Annotated in this window: 13 protein-coding genes; 5 read left to right on the top strand and 8 right to left on the bottom strand. The window is 57.3% G+C overall.

Translation table 11 applies throughout. The features are described from left to right. The first annotated feature begins 52 nt into the window (after positions 1–52). The 4 genes from BI327_RS35535 to BI327_RS35520 all read left to right on the top strand — a co-directional run bounded on the left by BI327_RS35535 (position 53) and on the right by BI327_RS35520 (position 4614). A complete protein-coding gene (locus BI327_RS35535) occupies positions 53–1273 on the top strand; it encodes an ABC transporter substrate-binding protein (RefSeq protein ID WP_076866014.1) in 1221 nt (406 codons plus the stop codon). Continuing rightward, positions 1270–2919, top strand: a complete 1650-nt coding sequence (locus tag BI327_RS35530) for an AMP-binding protein (RefSeq protein ID WP_076866013.1) — start codon at positions 1270–1272, stop codon at positions 2917–2919. The genes BI327_RS35535 and BI327_RS35530 overlap by 4 nt, the downstream gene beginning before the upstream one ends. A 30-nt stretch (positions 2920–2949) precedes the next feature. Further along, on the top strand, positions 2950–4005 hold the full coding sequence (gene gtdA, locus BI327_RS35525) for a gentisate 1,2-dioxygenase (protein WP_076866012.1): 1056 nt from the start codon (positions 2950–2952) through the stop codon (positions 4003–4005). 99 nt (positions 4006–4104) lie between these two features. Beyond that, positions 4105–4614 carry a MarR family winged helix-turn-helix transcriptional regulator gene (locus tag BI327_RS35520; protein WP_076866011.1) on the top strand — a complete coding sequence of 170 codons (510 nt, stop codon included), beginning with the start codon at positions 4105–4107 and terminating at the stop codon, positions 4612–4614. A 213-nt stretch (positions 4615–4827) separates the two neighbouring features. Here the strand turns inward: BI327_RS35520 and BI327_RS35515 are convergent, their stop codons facing one another. The 3 genes from BI327_RS35515 to BI327_RS35505 all read right to left on the bottom strand — a co-directional run bounded on the left by BI327_RS35515 (position 4828) and on the right by BI327_RS35505 (position 7663). Then, entirely contained in the window at positions 4828–5595 is a 768-nt protein-coding gene (locus BI327_RS35515) for an alpha/beta fold hydrolase (RefSeq protein WP_076866010.1), read from the bottom strand. A 149-nt stretch (positions 5596–5744) separates the two neighbouring features. Further along, on the bottom strand, positions 5745–6701 hold the full coding sequence (locus BI327_RS35510; RefSeq protein ID WP_245335030.1) for a PDR/VanB family oxidoreductase: 957 nt from the start codon (positions 6699–6701) through the stop codon (positions 5745–5747). Positions 6702–7402: 701 nt separating this feature from the next. Further along, positions 7403–7663 (bottom strand): hypothetical protein, encoded by a 261-nt coding sequence (locus BI327_RS35505; RefSeq protein ID WP_143271752.1) that lies wholly within the window; start codon positions 7661–7663, stop codon positions 7403–7405. Between the two features lie 121 nt (positions 7664–7784). On the opposite strand from BI327_RS35505, the gene BI327_RS35500 reads away from it, so the two are divergent. Beyond that, positions 7785–8651: a LysR substrate-binding domain-containing protein gene (locus tag BI327_RS35500; protein WP_076866007.1), complete on the top strand. Its 867-nt coding sequence runs from the start codon at positions 7785–7787 to the stop codon at positions 8649–8651. Positions 8652–8849: 198 nt separating this feature from the next. Here BI327_RS35500 and BI327_RS35495 read toward each other — a convergent pair whose 3' ends face one another. The 5 genes from BI327_RS35495 to BI327_RS35470 all read right to left on the bottom strand — a co-directional run bounded on the left by BI327_RS35495 (position 8850) and on the right by BI327_RS35470 (position 16722). Next, on the bottom strand, positions 8850–9959 hold the full coding sequence (locus BI327_RS35495) for a hypothetical protein (protein WP_076866118.1): 1110 nt from the start codon (positions 9957–9959) through the stop codon (positions 8850–8852). Positions 9960–10161: 202 nt separating this feature from the next. Beyond that, positions 10162–11445, bottom strand: coding sequence for a Rieske 2Fe-2S domain-containing protein (locus tag BI327_RS35490; protein WP_076866006.1), 1284 nt, complete (start codon positions 11443–11445; stop codon positions 10162–10164). A gap of 1184 nt (positions 11446–12629) precedes the next feature. Next, positions 12630–13643 carry a VOC family protein gene (locus BI327_RS35480; RefSeq protein WP_076866004.1) on the bottom strand — a complete coding sequence of 338 codons (1014 nt, stop codon included), beginning with the start codon at positions 13641–13643 and terminating at the stop codon, positions 12630–12632. Between the two features lie 451 nt (positions 13644–14094). Next, complete coding sequence (locus BI327_RS35475) at positions 14095–15729, bottom strand: GMC family oxidoreductase (protein WP_076866003.1); 1635 nt, start codon at positions 15727–15729, stop codon at positions 14095–14097. Positions 15730–16038: 309 nt separating this feature from the next. Beyond that, positions 16039–16722, bottom strand: a complete 684-nt coding sequence (locus BI327_RS35470) for an RraA family protein (protein ID WP_076866002.1) — start codon at positions 16720–16722, stop codon at positions 16039–16041. Between the last annotated feature and the right edge of the window lie 2 nt (positions 16723–16724).

Here is a 16724-nt window from a genome sequence, read left to right as displayed (position 1 = left end):
TGCGTGAAAGTTCCGCGATCGAAGCGGGCGAGAGTGATGAGGAGGAGACGTAATGCTGAGGCTGAGAGTTCTGGCGTTGTGTGGAGCAACCGCAGTTTGGTGCGGAGCGGCCAGCGCGGAGATTTCCGATGGTGTGGTCAAGATTGGCGTGCTGAACGACACGTCGGGCATTTTCCAGGACACCAATGGCCCTGGGTCGGTCGAGGCGGCCCGTATGGCCGCAGAAGACTTTGCCGGCGACGGGAACGGCATCAAAGTCGAAATCCTGCAGGCAGACCACCAGAACAAGGCCGATGTGGGAAGTGCCATCGCCCGGAAATGGCTCGACGTCGAGAAAGTTGACGCGATCGTCGACGTCCCTAACTCGGCTGTTGGGCTCGCGCTGAATTCACTTCTGCGCGGCACCTCGATGACCTTGCTCGCATCGAGCACGGCAAGTTCGGATCTTACGGGCCAGTACTGCTCACCCAACACAGTTCAGTGGGTCAACGATACCTGGGCCACCGCGCATGCGACCGCTTCAGCCATGATGAAGAAGGGCGCCAAGAGCTGGTATTTTCTGACCGCCAATTTCGCCCTGGGACAAGCCATCGAGTCAGAGGCGACGTCTTTTATCGTCGCACAGGGCGGAACGGTGAAGGGTTCATCCCGTCACCCATTTGCCACGGCAGATTTCTCTTCATTTCTTCTGAGTGCGCAAGCATCCAAAGCGGACGTGGTTGGGTTGGCGAACTCGGGAACGGATACGATCAATGCCTTGAAGCAGGCTGAGGAGTTCAATTTGCGCCAGGACGGTCAGTCTCTGGTTGCCTTTCTCATCTTCATCAACGATGTCCATTCCGTCGGTCTTAAGACCGCAAAGGGTCTATTGCTGACAGAGTCCTATTATTGGGACATGAACGACGACACGCGCGCTTTCGCCAAGCGTTTCGCGGCGCGCATGGGAGGCAAGGTTCCGAGCGCAAATCAAGCGGGGGTTTATTCCTCCACCCTTGCCTATCTGCGGGCAGTCGCGGCGATCGGATCCGACAGCGCGGAACTCGCTGTACCCGAGATGAAGAAAGGTCCAATCAAGGACCCGCTGTTTGGCGACCTGACCGTGCGCGCCGATGGGCGCGCCGTGCATCCGGTGTATCTCTTTCAGGTCAAGGCCCCGGAAGAAAGCCGATATCCTTACGACTACTACAAGCTGATCGACACCATTCCTGCGGAGCAAGCCTTCCGTCCTCTTTCGGATGGAAATTGCCCTCTCGTTCAGGGAGCAAAAAAATGACTGGCCCGCGCACACCCCTTCAGGGCGCCGTATACGCTGATTCAGCAACGGCGGCCCGATATTTCGAGAGCGGCGCCTGGCTCGATCGGCGTATCGACCAGCAACTGAGACTCTGTGCCGAGCGATACGGGGACAGGCCAGCCTTTATTTGCAACGATATGGTCTTGAGCTTTGGAGAACTCGATCGTCGCGCTGACGCTTTGGCGATCGCTCTCAGGGAGAGTGGCCTGCAAGTAAACGACCGTGCCCTATTCCAGATGGGGACCACGCTCGAGACGGTGATTGCGTTCTTCGGATGCGTGAAGGCCGGTATCATACCTGTCTGCACGATCCCGCAATATCGCGAGCTGGAGATGCACAAATTGGCGGATCTCACCCGTCCCGCAGCTTACTTTGTTCAGAAAGATGGCGGCTCGTTCGATCTGATCGCATTCGCCAAGAAGGTCGCGCGCGAGAAATCGATCCCACATGTGTTTGCGTTCGGCGAACCGTCAGAGACCAGCCTAGTCGAGCTTGGTTCGCAAACCATCAGCACAGGAGCCCGCACTCCAGCGCTATCCTCTTCAAGTGAGGATGTCGTTGCCCTCCAGCTCTCGGGAGGATCAACGGGCGTGCCGAAGATTATTCCGCGATTTCACGCCGAATATATGGGGCACGTCCGGCAATGGTGCGACAGGTACGCCATGAAGTCGGGCGACGTCGGCATTTGGGCACTTCCCCTTATGCATAACGCCGGCATGATGTTCGCCCTGGTCCGGACCGTGGTCTATGGTTGCACGACTGTGCTGATGTCGCGCTGGGATCCTGAGCGCTTCTTCGCCCTCATCGAGCACTGGAAGATCAACCACGCCTTCACCATCGGCCCGCACGCTCCCGCCATCGCATCCTTCAAGCAGATCCAAAGCTACGATCTGTCCTCTTTGCGGTTCTTCTTCACTCTCCAAGGGGCCGGCCCCATCGAGCGAGCCACGGGCGTGCCCGCAACCAATATGTTCGGCATCACCGAGGGGCTCGTTTTGACAAGCGGACCGGAAGATCCTGTCTTGGCGCGACATGAAACGGTGGGCGCCGCCTGCTCGGAGTTTGACGAAGTCAAGTTGCTGCACCTCGACTCTGAAGATGAAGTCGCCGAAGGCGAGGTTGGCGAATTGTGCTTTAGAGGCCCCTCTTCGCTCCGCGGCTACTTCGCGGCACCAGAACTCTCAGCTGAATGTCTGACCAACGACGGATTTTTCCGCTCCGCCGACCTGATGCGGCGTGTTCGCATAGAAGGTCGCTCCGCCTATGTGTTCGAGGGGCGCACTCGCGACAATATCAATCGCGGTGGAGAGAAGTTCGGCACCGAGGATATCGAGCGCCTCATCGCCCTTCACCCGGACATCGCGGATGGCAAGGTCGTCGCAATGCCAGACCCGATCTACGGCGAGAAGGCATGCGCCTTTATCATACCAAAGCCTGGGCGCGCATTGCCGTCCATCGCCGAGCTCGGGTCATTTCTCATCGAAAAGGGATTGGCGAAATTCAAGCTCCCCGAGCGCATCGAACGTACTGAAGCTTTTCCGACGACGCGGGTTGGGAAATTGGATCGCGCCGCGCTGCGTGCGATCGCCGCCGACCGGATCGGAAAAGGGATCGAGCCGAAGTAGCAAACAGGATCATCAAGGAAGAACCGAATCATGAATGAAACAAGCGCCTTGAAGAACAGCGTCGACCGCAGCGCGTTCTACAAAGAGCTCGATGCGCTCAACTTGGCTCCGTTATGGGAAGTTCTGAGGGGCCTTGTCCCCACCGACCCCCGACCTGCCGCGGTGCCTTACGCCTGGCATTGGAGGACCGTTCTTCCGCAGCTGCTGGCAGCCGGCGGCTCGATTACTGCAGAAGAAGCAGAACGCCGTGTGCTCGTGCTTGAAAATCCTAAGTTGCGAGGAAAATCGCAGATAACGGACACACTCTACGCCGGCCTGCAGCTCATCCTGCCCGGCGAAGTTGCCCCTGCGCATCGCCATACCCAATCGGCGCTCCGTTTCGTGCTGGAAGGAAGCGGCGGCTACACGGCGGTCGCCGGCGAGCGGACAACCATGCAGCGCGGGGACCTCATTCTGACTCCCTTCTGGACCTGGCACGACCATGGACATGACGGAGAAGGTCCGGTGGTCTGGATGGATTGCCTCGATGTTCCCCTGGTGAGCTTCCTGAAGACTGGCTTTCGCGAGGAGCATAGCAAGACCGCCCAGACAACATCGAGGCCCGAGGGATACTCTGACGCCCGATATGGAAGTGGGCTCCTTCCTGTAGGATACCAGCCGACATCGGCGACATCTCCCGTCTTCAACTATCCGTACGCTAGAACCAGGGAGGCCTTGCACCGGCTTGCTCAAAGCCAGGAACCTGATCCTCACATCGGGATCTGCCTGCGATACGTCAATCCGGTAAACGGGGATTGGGTCATGCCGACGCTCGGACCCAGCATGCGATTGCTGCCTGAGGGCTTCTCGACATCGACGTATCGCTCCACGGACAGCGCAGTTTTCGTTGCGCTGGAAGGCGAAGTCAGCATCGAAACCGATGATCAGCCGTCGGTAAAATTGGAGACCAATGACGTTTTCGCAATGCCGGGATGGTGCCCGTATCGGATTCGCGCGTTGCGAGGCGATTGTGTCCTATTCTCATTCTCTGATCGACCGGTGCACGAAAAATTGGGACTGTTTCGTGAGGAGAAAAACCACACTTAGGGTGACTACCAGCCTACTCGATTGCCCACAGCCCTCACCGCGTCCGCCTTGCCTCGCCACGAGCGCAAGAATAAGGTGTGGCTTTATAACCGGCCGTCCATGAAAAAGCTCAACTACTCCCTCGAACGCCGGATTCCGTATCTCACGAATCGACTTGGATCAGCGATCAATGAGATCTTTTCGCTGGATTTGGCCGAAGAGAAGCTCACAATCGCGGATTGGCGGGTCTTGTCCGTCCTCCACGACATCGGCGACCAGAAGCTGATCGAGCTTTCGATCCACACCAGCATCGATGCCTCAACGCTCTCGCGTTTAACCGAGAGTATGCAGCGACGGCGATTGGTCGAAAAAAAGCGTTCCAAGCTCAGCAAGCGGGAAATTACCGTCTCTCTTACCAACCGAGGTAAAGAGCTGGTGGAGGCACTTACGCCGAAGGCGCTCGAATACGAAAAGATCATCGTCGAAGGATCATCGGACCAGGAAGTCGAGACCATGCGCAAAATGCTGCGCTTGATGTATCAGCGTATTGTGGACTTTAGCGCCTCCCTACCAGGTCGCCGGAGCGGTCAACCGGCCGCTCGGTCGCGGACCTTCCTCCCAAAGGATTGAGAGCAGGGCCATCACGAATTGGGCAAGAGCAGCACTCTATTCGGGTGAACGAAATGCCCTTACAAAGGTCCTCGGCTTTCGCGCTGATGCGATATACGAAGAAGGTCTTGGCCCGCTCAGTCAACGAAAGCTGCCGGGTGTTGCGCTCGAGAGCCAACCCTGCTTGCCGCTTGCGCGCAACAAGATGACGGCAGCGAGCAGCTCTCTGATACCTCAGTGCGTCACACCTTCAAGATACTCGAGGATACATCGGTTGAATTCTGGCGCGTTCTCGAAATAGGCCGAGTGGCCAGCGGCTGGAATCTCACGGTATTCGGAGTCCGGGATCAACTTATGGAGCGAATGCATCAGTCGCGGGGTAAAGTGACTATCGTCCTTGCCAACCACGATCAGAACTGGAACGCGTGTTGCCGCCAACTCGGCAGGCGTCCAAGGCGCCCATTCGCCTTTGACAGTCTTGAACGTGACGCTATTGAAACTTGCTATCTGAAGATAGAGAAGCGTGCTCTCAGGATCCTTCTCCCGAATGATTGGGCCCAAGACCCGTTCGACCTGCGTTAGACTCGCCGCTTTTTCATAAACCTTCGCCAGTTCGTGGTCCAAAGGAGACGGCAAGACGGCGCCCACAAGCGAGTCGGCTATGACCACGGCCGCCACTCGCTCAGGATAACGGCAAGAAAAGGCCGCCACAGTACCGCCGCCGAGCGACTGACCGATCAGGATGGCCTTGGCAATCTTCAGTTCGTCCAATAGCCGAAGAAGATCATCCAGGAAGCCACTTCTGCCAATTCCTTCGACGTCGTCTGAATTTCCGAACGCCCGCTGGTCGAAGACGATTGTTCGGTAGTGCCTGGAGAACGTCGGCACTTGCTTGAACCAGCTGGCATGGTTCCCGCCGACTCCATGCAACATGATCAAGGGTGGACCTGCCCCGTACTCCTCGTAATACAGCTTGCTTTTTCCTGCATCGATGTACGGCATTAATCATCTCTCTCCTGCATTGCAAATGCCACCGCAGGCCAGTAGCTATCTCTTCAACAGACACCAAGATCTTGTGCGTGCATCATTCGATGTCACGCATCGACGCAGTCGCAGGCTGTCGTACGGTGCTTCATTGGGTCGCCATCGTGCTACATATCCAGTACAAGCTTGGCGCTCTTGGCACCCGAACAGCAGATCATCATCGTCTTGTTAGAGGCTTTCTCGGCAGGCATCAGCACGGAATCCCGGTGATCAGGAATGCCATCGAGCACCTTCACCTCGCAGTTCCCGCAAACGCCCTGCATGCAGGAATACCGAGCATCCACGTTGTGGTCGAGTAAGGTGTCCAAGATTGTCTTGCCGGGCGGGATGACGAAGCTCTTGCCACTTCGCTGCAGGACCACGGTGAATCCGCCTTCGACAGCGGCCTCTTCCGCTGCCACGAAGTATTCCACATGCACATTTTCCCGCGGGCGACCGAGCTCCCTCGCGCTGTCCTCGAACGCCCTCAACATCGCGTTGGGCCCGCAGCAATAGAGATGCACATCTTCCGGAAGCTTGCTAATCAGGGCCCTGAGGTCAGTCACCTTACCGCCCGGCTCCTGGTCGAAATTGATGTGCACGCGGCCGGGCTTCTGGTGCTCAAGGGCGTTCAGCCGCTCGCGAAATGCACACATCGCTCGCACGCGAGCGCTGTAGTGGATCTCCCAGGACCGGCCAAGCTCCTCGAGGCGCTGGATCATAGCGTAGATCGGCGTGATTCCGATGCCACCGGCAACAAACACCACGTGACGCGCATCCTCGACCAGCGGGAAGTTGTTGCGCGGCTCCGAAACCTTGATCTTGTCGCCGGCCTTCAGGGTATCGTGAATGAACTTGGAACCGCCGCGGCTCTGCGGATCCCTGTTGATCGCTACGACGTAGCGATCGAGTTCACGCTGCGAATTGCACAGCGAGTAACTACGAACCATCCCATTGGATAGATGCAAATCGAGATGCGCCCCAGCGGTAAAGAGTGGCAGCTCGCCGCCATCAGGCCGACGGAGCTCCCAGGCATTGATGCCCTCCGCCTCGTTGGTGACGGATTTGACCAATACTTCGATCATCAAAGTCATATCCTCCTTAGCGGCCTCGCCCGGGGCGCCACGCGGCGATTCAAACGTACTAACAAGTTTTGATAGTCGGGATACTGGACTGCTGGCCATTCAAGAAGCGTTTCCCAGCATCCCGCGTCACAGGGCCAGCTTCATCTGCGAACGCTGTTCGGAGAACTGAACAACAATGCGTCTCCGATTGCTTTTCTATTGGATTGATATCAGTTAGTGCCCAACTCTCGCGCAAGTCAACCGAAACGGCGATACGATTGCAGGCCAATTTTGGAATGATGCTCTGAGTATTTCTCATCTACGCGCGCATCGCTCCGCGAACCATTTTCGACGGAGAACAACACCTCCGTCACTCGTCCTGAGGCCGACACCCTTGACAGCCTGGATACATCCTAATTGACCGAGCGCCTTCGGCTGGCACTCGTTTCAGTGCCAATGCGAACTTCCGCTGTCGGCGGAAACGCATCGACGCCTGGTCACGGCTGCCACGGGCAAACCGCGAGGCTCGACCAGTGGCAAAGCAATGCACTCGATGGCACGCTCGCCAATTTCCCTCGGTCTGTTCCCACCCAAATGGCCGCAAGCCATGATCCCACAAGCTCCTTCCGAAACCTCGGTTCGCCGGAGGCGAAAGTCCGGCGAACGTTCCTGGTACGCAGCGTCATCCCGCGAAAGCCGGACAGCGGCTACTTCATGTCAGATCAATATTGTGCTGGCTGAGCCGGCGCTCCCGGCAGGTTGCGCGGCACGGCCACCTGCGTATCCTCGGGCATCAAGGCAAACTGATCTCTGAAAGTCTCCGGAAGTGGCCTTTGGTTGGAGTGCCTGGTTGACGTTTTTGCCGGTAGATTGGCGTTCCGATCAGCCGCGATGCGCACTTGGGTATCCTGCGCGAACGACGTCGTCGCCAGAGATGCAAACACAACGACACTCAGCGTGCGAGCGATGAACTTCTTGATCATAGACATTCTCCAGTCGCTACGGGATCCCGACGATCCTGAGCTCTTACGTTGCTCTTGTAGTTGCGACCGAAATATTGGTCCAATATAAGATACTTCACGCTGTGATATCCGGAATATATCAATGGAGCTGCGGCATCTCCGCTATTTCGACATTCTCTGTCAGGAGCTCCATTTCGCGAGAGCTGCAGAGCGCCTGCACATCGCTCAGCCGGCGCTCAGCATCCAGATCAAAAACCTTGAGCAAGAGCTTGGAACCAGGCTGCTGGCGCGAACCCGACGGAAGGTGGAGCTTACCCACTCCGGTCAGTTGTTTCTCGCGGAGGCGAGGAAGGTCTTGGCTCAAGCTTCGAAAGCAATCGATACGGCGAGGCGAGCCGAACGCGGCGAACTCGGCCGCATCACGATCGACTTCACTCGCCATTCAGCACATGCGGGTGTGCTCTCCGCCTGGCTCAGTGTATTTAACAAGCGCTTCGCCGGCGTCGAGCTTCTCCTGCGCGAGGTCTCGCCAATTGCCCAATTCGATGGTCTTGCAGACGGAACCGCGGATGTTGCCTTCGTAACAACCTTTGAAGATGTCGGAGCTCTCGGCCTTTCGATCCGACGCCTGGCCGAGATTTCGATGGTAGTTGCCATCCCAGTCTCGCACCCGCTAAGCAGGCGCAAACGGGTGGACGTCAAATCCCTTCGTTCAGAGCCTTTCGTGGCACTGAACGTGAGAGAGGCATTGCCAGTCCTGGACGTGCTCGGCTTCACCCCCAAGGTTGTCCAGTCCGTAGCAAGCGAGGCCGCCCTGTTCAATCTCGTCGCGTCAGGGTTGGGCCTGGCCATCGTCCCGCAGACCGCGTCAACTTATAACATGTCGGAGTCGCTGAAATTTCGGCCGTTGGAGCCTCCCGGGCCCCAAATTTGCGTGGGACTTGCTTTCCGTGCAGGCGTGCTTGAGCCCGTTGTCAACGCGTTTCTGTCTTGTACGCCGGAGATCTAGCTGGCTGAGTGGCCGGCCCGCAGTGAAGTTCATCATCCAACATGCAGGCTGACGTGTGAGACCTCTGCGTGTGGTTTTGACGCAGCGCCGCCATCCGTCGAGCCTACCCGCCGCCAACTGGACTGGACTTGTGCACCTACAAATAAAGAGGCGTCGCGGGGCATCGCGACGCCTCTTGGTGGAGAAGGAGCTATTGGATCAGAACTTCAATGTCACGCCAGCGTAAATCGTCTCTTCGGTGCAGGTGTGGTTATTTTGCCCCGTCGCTGCAACGGTGCAGAGGTTGGGGGTTGCGTTATGGTCGAAGCCCAACCGGTTCTGCCAGTACCGATAGGCGACCCAGACGTCGACAAAGTGCGAGTATTTGTCTCCCCAGGCGGCCTTCGAGGCATCGAAGGTCAAGCGGATCGGTTCGCTATTGAACTCTGTGACAGTTGCAGTGCTGAGGCGCCCCGGACCGGAATTTGCAGGGAGCCCGGATGCATCACCCTTCGGGCCATACCACGCGGCCCTGCCACTGACCGAGAAGTATTGCATGGAGGGCGGCAAGAACCCCAGATCCATGTAGTAGTTGATCTCGACGGCCCAGGTTGGGCGGGACGAGTAGTTGCCATCGGCATTGCAAGTCACGCCGGGGACGCCGGGACCGAACAGGCCGCATTGCGTGAAGCCGGAGTGCCCTGAGAACTCCCAGAATGCCAACGGTGCGACGTTGACATATCCCTTGTACGGGAGGTCGAACGCGAACTGTAAACCACCAACGACAGCGCGCCTGGACGAGGCGGTCATGTTGTTCATGGTGTTCGCGTCCGCACCGACTTCGAACGAGATGTTACGCAGGGGCCCGGCTGTGAAGGCTTTCGTGCCGAATATCTCATTCCAACCGAAGGTCGACCGAATGATGCCCACGATATCTGTTTCACCGGCGCAGTTCCCACGACCGCCGGTAATGGTGGTTCCTGGCAAGACGCAAGGCACCGCGGGAGCGTTGTGGTCCGCCTTCTGCATTGCGATCGAGAAGAAGTTCGTGCCGTAAGCCCAGGCATCAAAGTGAGTAAACGCATAGACTTGCTTGGCAGTGCTGCCGTTCAGTGAGCCATCCGGGTTAACCGAATAATATCCGGTCACCTTCCCGTCGGGCATCCATGCGAAGGTGACGCGGTTATCATTCACGAAGAAGAACGGTATAGCCGGAACGGGCTTCACCTCCTTGACCTTGACCGGCGGATCAGCTTGGTCGGCCGCCACCGCCTGACCAACAGCAACGAAAGAGATTGTCGCCGCCACTCCTAAGACTCTCTTCGTCAGACTTCCAAATACGTTGTCCAATTTCACTTCCCCCTCCAATGCAAGCTGCAATTCACTTTTATTCCCCCTCAAGAAGCGAAGACCTGAACAGCATCCTCATCACGAGGCGCGCCGAGCGCTAGTGCATCGGCGCTGCATGCCGTCGCGTCTCCAGACCGCACGCTATTCGTGCAGTCAGTCAGTGCAATCGGTGCGAGATCATCTACATGGTCACGTCCCTTTCCTTTTTCGGATACATTGCTGCAATAAGCTTCGCGTGCCAGTCTTCGTCCTGCTTGAACACGCCTTCAGCAGGCAGCAGATCGTAGTACGTGGCATCCACGCCGCGCGGAGTTTCGTTTTTTTCCAACGCTTCAGTCGCCTCGCGCAGCAGACGTCTCGTCGCGACGACAGCTCGATCGGATGGGCCAAGGCGCTCCTTTGACCGATCGACAATAAGTCCCATGCTTTCTTGCACCGCGCGATCTTGCTGATTGACGCCATCGATGCCTGTGAACGTTTCGGTCTTCTGCATGGCGCGATCGATCAACCAGTCGTTTGACCTATTGCGAATCGACTTGAAGCCGTCCTTTGGATCGACGTGCGAGCCATAATTGTTGCCCCGCCCCGCCAACGCCTCTTCGTCTTTTTCGGTTAGCGGGTTGCCCTCGTAGTCTGCGTAGAAGTTCCAGACCATCGTGTTATGGTCATCCATCGGAACCCAGAAGTGACCGTGCACCTGCTTTCGGCCCGGCCCGGGTGGGCGAAGCTGGGTGAATGGCATCACAAAGTGATATCCTCGAACATAGACTGAGTTGTCCTTGCCGCTGCGGATGCCAAAATAGCGATAGCCGTAGTCCGTGGGCTCCAGCTCCAAGCGCGTTGGGCCATTGAGTGCGATAGCCCACTTTTTTGGTTCAAGCCCTTCCTGGAGAGGATTGTCCCGCAACGCACGATGAAGAATGGAAAAATGCGAGCTATCGAGGCCGCCTTCGAGCGCCTGTAGCCAATTGCATTCCTGAACGACCTTTGTCACGGTCCGCTGAGCGGCCGGCACCTGCGTCCAATCGAACTTTGGAAGAGGTGGCTTCTTGTCGCTCGGGCCAAGATAAGCCCAAACGACTCCGCCGATCTCCGCCGTGGGATAAGATGTCGTACGAACCTTGTCGGCGAACGAGTTGGGCTCGTTCATCTGATGGACACATTGCCCTTCCGTATTGAACTTCCACCCGTGATAGACGCACCGAAGTCCATTCTCTTCGTTCCGGCCGAGAAACAGCGAAGCACGTCGATGCGGACAGTATTCGTCCAGTAGCCCAATGCTTCCATCGGTCGCACGGAAGGCGACCAGGTCCTCACCTAGAAGACGAACGCGAACGGGCGGAGCATCAGCCTCGGCAAGCTCCCATGACATCAGGATCGGCATCCAGTAACAGCGCATCAACTTGCCCATCGGCTTGCCCGGTCCGACCAGCGTCAGTCGTGCGTTATCATCGATGTCTGTCATGCGCTTATCCTAAGTTGGGTGCTGAAGTGAGATCTTCTTGGAGCTGTTGAACACGGAGCTCGAGAAAGCTTGCGGCCCGTCATTCGTCGACAGAAGTTTGCCATCGGCTTTCCAATGTTTCCTCGCGGCGACCGATCGGTTGCGCGACTGCACAAGTCCGGCCATCATTAGAACGAGCATAATAAAAAATTCATATGCAAGAAAAATGCTATTTCTCGATATCGTGTTATCCGATCTACGCATAACGTTGGAAGAACCGCAGCGAGTAAAGCGATAGACATCGCAGCCGCCGGCACGTCAGCGGTTCTCATCTCCAACTTCAGTCAGGCAACGCTAAGCAACAGGTTCCGGGGCTTCGCGATCGTCCGCCACGATACTTGCATGCGACGCGTCCAACCTTCTTTCCTGAGTACTCCGACGGACACGAATCGCATTTTGCTCTTACAGCACAACCGCCAATGCAGAACAGGCCGCGAGATGCTCGACGATATGAACGCAACCGCAAGATCCATCTAGCCCGCTATGGGGCGGCTTGTCCGAGCAACAAGCAACGTTCGAAGCGCGGGTGGTCGAACGCATCGAACATCGCGCTTCTCGACCAGGGGTAAGCGACATTCAGACCATTCGAGCATCGGGGAATGCGTGTCCCAGAATCCGCGCCATGATGGATCATGGTCCTGGCCGCGCTGCCAACTACGGCGCCAAGCCGGTGCTGCTTGTCGGCGACCTTATGCTCATCCCCACCGCGTTATGGGCGACCGATTCGCTAGACGGCTCTGAGGGGTCCTTGACCACCGAAGCTCGACTGCTGTTTCTTGCCGCTCGCGAGCCGTGCAAACGGACAAGGGGCGGCAGTCGGCGTTATTCGTTCACGCAGATTACTTTCTGAGCGTCTGGTCCGTGGACTATTGTAGTGAAGGGGCGTGGCACTGCAACCGGCCCGCAGCCTACTGCTCGGCAGCATCCGCCGCCGTCATCTGATGGTTACGTGTCCCAGCCCTGGAACGTGTTCTGCTTACAGCCGATCGGGCGCTTTACTCAAACCTGCCAAGAAGCGACAACTCCAAAGTCGATTGACGATCGTTCGGAGTTGTCGCGCTACAGGGACGGCGCGCGGCAATGACGGATGCCACGAATACGCGAGAGCCAAGAGCTTACCGGCTCTCATGGCCTAACGGCGAACATCACAGTAGAGCGAGCGCTTCCTGCCTGCCCAGTCCCTGCAATAATTCTGGCCGCCAATCACGATTTCCGAAGAATTGCATCCGGATTCCGTCCATGGCGATGATGGTCAGTGCCTCGCGGGCCGGATGTCTTGTTTCGGAGTCAATCTTGATATCCCTCTTCGCGAGTTCAGCCTTCGCGGAGTCGAGCTTGTCTACATCGATAACTTCAATGCCGATATGATGCAGCCCCGGCTCCACTCCATCGAGGGGGCGGTGAAGGACCACGTCATCCCCGTCGCTGTGAGTCCCACCAAGGATGACGAAGTCGCTGGAACGGTCTCCGAAGAATGGCACTAAGCCGAGGTACCCCGTGTAAAAGTCGTACATGGCTTCATGATCCTTGGTGATCAGCGAAACATGAGCCGTCCTTTTGGGATGGAACAACGCTTCCTTAACTATCAGGATCTCGGGCTTGGTCGGATAGAATTCTTCGCTGACAGGTTCAAACGTCTCTCCGGGGATATATTTTGCCCCCGCCTGTACACGCTGCTTGTCCGTATGGGTTTTCTTGTGGACCACGCCACTGCGCACAGCGCGCCAATCTGGCACGACGTCCGCATAAACTTCGGCGAAGTTGCCGTCCGGATCCGCCCGAAAAGCGGATCGTGCGACCTCGAAGTTGGAAAGCCACGCAAACTCCGCCCCACTCTCCTTCGCCTTGCGGTAGCCATCGGCCAGATCGACTTCGTTGCGCAGTTCGAAGGCGAAGTGACCAAGCCCCGTCTTCTGGCCTGCCGGTGCGAGATGGCTCGTTACGTCGCTCAGCGCGAAGTCGTGATAGGTATTGTTGTTAGTGACGAACGCGCCCTTGATATTTGGTTGAGTATATGCATGCTCGAAACCCAGTACATTGCGATAATAGTCATAGGCCCGCTCATAGTCGCTGACCCACAGATTCACGTGCCCCAGTCGACGTGCCCGGAAGGGAGCGGACCGCGGTTCGAGTTGCTGTAAATCTGTATTGCCCTGCATGCCAATGCTCCGTGAATGACCTCTGTCGTCTGTTATAGACAGAACGCCGTGATTTTGCGTCATTAGCCGGGCAGCGTGTACTGAAAAAAAATCAGCTGATCACGACATTTTTGCCGCCGCATTGAGCACCCGGCTGCCAGAGGGGCACGATCAATGTCGACCTGCCCTCCGCAGACCAAATTGACTGCTCAGGAAATTTTGTCCCGGGCCTCAGCTGCATGAGGTAACATCTTAATTGTAAGCCGCAATTTTCCGGTCGCGGAGTGATCGGCGGGCTCGCTCGCTCACCGACTCATCGAAGGCAGGATGGCTGCCCGCGGATGGAGACTCTCCGACTGCACGCCAGACACGAGAAATTGAGGCATCACCCACCAGTCGGTTTCCTCCAAATCTGGAGCTGCGGCTGAAGACGGTTTTCAATCTCGCTGTTTGATGCGAGGAAGCGGTTCGCTCAAATCTCCGCACGAGAGAGCCCGGGGAGTCCTCGGACGAGGTCGGATGCCTTGTCTGCAAACACAGTGACCGCGGCATTGATGTTGCCGCCTATGGGCAGCGGCAACACAGAAGCATCGATAACCCGAAGACCCTGCGTTCCATTCACGCGGAACTCGATATCGACGACGGACATGGAATCCGTGCCGATCTTGCAAGTTCCACCAGGGTGATAGACCGTTTGCATCGAGCTTCGAATAAAGCTGTCGATCTCCTGATCGCCCTCCAGTTGGGCGCTGGGCCAAAATGCACCGGCAAGGAGTTCCTTCAAACCCGGGGATCTGGCGAGATCGCACATGGTCTTGTAGCCTTGGCGCAGTGCACGGCGGTCCGCTTCCGAGGACAGGAAGTTATTCACGATACGCGGCGCGCGTCGAGGATCAGCCGATATCAAATCGACCTCGCCGCGGCTTTCCGGCCTGAGATGGGCGCAATTGATGGAGATCGCTTGTGGAGCCGGCTTCCGTATAAGCGGAAACCATTCGTGCATCGCTATCGTCCCGTCACGGCAGAATAGCTGTAGATCGGGTATTTCATGTTCTTTGTCACTGAAGACAAATGCTGTTCCGCTTGAATAGTGCTCGCAGGCAAACCCGCGCCGAAGGAAAATTCCCTTCAGAATGCTCCTGGCCAGACGGTCATATCGCAAATTGCGATGAATATAGCTCTCCCCGATACGGCTCCAGACAGTGGTAATCATCGGATGGTCCCACAGATTCTGCCCCACCCCTGGCAAATCGACGATCGGTTTGATGCCGACATTTTTGAGTTTCTCTGCCGGCCCGATCCCAGAGAGCATCAGGAGATGAGGTGAATTGAACGCGCCTCCCGCCAATATGACGTCCCGAGCAGCGTAGGCTTTCAGCACTCGTCCACCCTGGGAATACTCCAGGCCGACAACGCGATCGCCCTCAAGCAGGAGACGCGTGACGTGCGCGCTTGTCTCAAGCCTCACATTCTTTCGCCTTAGGGCCGGATGCAGAAAGGCGGCCGCATTTCCCCACCGCCGGCCTCGATGGATCGTATGCTGATGCGCAGCGAAGCCGACCTGGTCAGCGCCGTTATAATCTTCGTTTTTCGGATAACCGAGGTGCTGGCCAGCCTCTCGAAATGCATCAAATAGTTCGAAGTGATAAGGACCACGGCGAACGTGCCATGGGCCGTCGCTACCTCGGTAGCTGTTCTCGCCGGCCTCGTAGCTTTCGAGACGCTTGAAGTACGGCAAGACGTCGGCATATGACCAGCCCTTCAGCCCAAGTTGCGGGAGCCGATCGTAGTCGGCGCGGTGTCCTCGCACGTAAGCCATCGCGTTGATCGCGGACGATCCACCTATCGTCTTTCCGCGCGAATGCTCAATCCTTCTTCCGTCCAAAAAATGCTCTGGTTCCGACTGGTATGACCAGTTGTACCGGGGGTCTCGAAACACCTTCGCGACGCCAAGTGGCATGCTCAGCAAAAGGCTTCGATCGTGCCTCCCGGCTTCGAGCAGGAGGATCTTTGCATCACGGTCCTCACTGAGGCGATTGGTCAAGACGCTGCCAGCTGACCCAGCTCCCACGATGATGTAATCGAATGTGCTTTGCGGTCCACTCATTGGCGCTGCGCTCTTTCCCCGAGGAATTCCGGAATGACGATCGCAAGATCGTACGGGCTATCCTTGCAAGCGGCGCTGATGGGCCGGAGCACGCGATGCGACGCCCCATCCTTTCGGCCCGCCGGCGTATGTCTTACCGATCGAGAGCTCATAAAGGCAATCCGATCAAGGGCTGAACATCGGGCGGAGCTCGCTTCTTGCGCGAGTCCGGCGCTCAGAAGACGCGGCACGACCATAAAAGGGCACGCGGCCGCATCTACCGTGTTGGTAGGCACGGGCGCCCCGAAAGCGTCTGGCTCTTGAAGCAGCTTAAACGTGCCCAAACTGCTTAAGTGCCTCTTTTAGAGTCAAACCTTTCGCAAGCTCACTGCGGATCGTGATTTCCTTTTGAGTTAGAGCCTCGGCCTTTTCCAGGACCTCGGCCGTTATACCCTGGGGAATGACGACCAAGCCATCCTCATCACCGAGGATCAAATCTCCCGGATGAACGACGACCGTCTCGCTCGTGGCGCCTCGCACATAGACGGGTTCTTGCCAACCATTAACTCTCCACCTCCCGATCGATTGGGTAGGCGTCCGATATTTGGCGTAGACGCTATAGTCGTCGATCCTAGAAAGCCATTTGATATCACGTATGCCGCCATCAATGACGGCGCCGACACTCCCCCGCTCTCTCATACCGAGCGCGATTAGCTCTCCGAAGTAGCAGATGCCCTCGCCGTCGCCGCTCCAGACACTGACCTCGCCAGCACCGATACCGCCGCAGGCCTCCATTTTTTGGGCATCACCACCGCCTTTGTACGGGGTCATTTGCCCGCGAATTGTATAAGCCCAGCCAGCCAATGTACTCCCGACGTAACGGCCGATATCCGCCGCAAGGCTCTGATCGGGATAGCCGATCTCGTCCAAAACGTCACATACGTTCGATGTGTCAACGGCGAGATACCTTCTGCGGAGGCTCTCTCGGCTTTGAGCATTGCTGGCGTTCGACATGC

The sequence above is a fragment of the Bradyrhizobium mercantei genome, assembly GCF_001982635.1.
Taxonomy (GTDB): domain Bacteria; phylum Pseudomonadota; class Alphaproteobacteria; order Rhizobiales; family Xanthobacteraceae; genus Bradyrhizobium; species Bradyrhizobium mercantei.
This window is presented reverse-complemented; position numbering and strand designations above follow the sequence as displayed.

What these genes read in the sequence shown, in the direction of transcription:
- BI327_RS35510 (WP_245335030.1), bottom strand. Translation starts at nt 6,701, where the DNA reads ATGATCGAAGTATTGGTCAAATCCGTCACCAACGAGGCGGAGGGCATC.
- BI327_RS35530 (WP_076866013.1), top strand. Translation starts at nt 1,270, where the DNA reads ATGACTGGCCCGCGCACACCCCTTCAGGGCGCCGTATACGCTGATTCA.
- BI327_RS35490 (WP_076866006.1), bottom strand. Translation starts at nt 11,445, where the DNA reads ATGACAGACATCGATGATAACGCACGACTGACGCTGGTCGGACCGGGC.
- BI327_RS35505 (WP_143271752.1), bottom strand. Translation starts at nt 7,663, where the DNA reads ATGATCAAGAAGTTCATCGCTCGCACGCTGAGTGTCGTTGTGTTTGCA.
- BI327_RS35480 (WP_076866004.1), bottom strand. Translation starts at nt 13,643, where the DNA reads ATGCAGGGCAATACAGATTTACAGCAACTCGAACCGCGGTCCGCTCCC.
- gtdA (WP_076866012.1), top strand. Translation starts at nt 2,950, where the DNA reads ATGAATGAAACAAGCGCCTTGAAGAACAGCGTCGACCGCAGCGCGTTC.
- BI327_RS35515 (WP_076866010.1), bottom strand. Translation starts at nt 5,595, where the DNA reads ATGCCGTACATCGATGCAGGAAAAAGCAAGCTGTATTACGAGGAGTAC.
- BI327_RS35500 (WP_076866007.1), top strand. Translation starts at nt 7,785, where the DNA reads ATGGAGCTGCGGCATCTCCGCTATTTCGACATTCTCTGTCAGGAGCTC.
- BI327_RS35470 (WP_076866002.1), bottom strand. Translation starts at nt 16,722, where the DNA reads ATGTCGAACGCCAGCAATGCTCAAAGCCGAGAGAGCCTCCGCAGAAGG.
- BI327_RS35475 (WP_076866003.1), bottom strand. Translation starts at nt 15,729, where the DNA reads ATGAGTGGACCGCAAAGCACATTCGATTACATCATCGTGGGAGCTGGG.
- BI327_RS35520 (WP_076866011.1), top strand. Translation starts at nt 4,105, where the DNA reads ATGAAAAAGCTCAACTACTCCCTCGAACGCCGGATTCCGTATCTCACG.
- BI327_RS35535 (WP_076866014.1), top strand. Translation starts at nt 53, where the DNA reads ATGCTGAGGCTGAGAGTTCTGGCGTTGTGTGGAGCAACCGCAGTTTGG.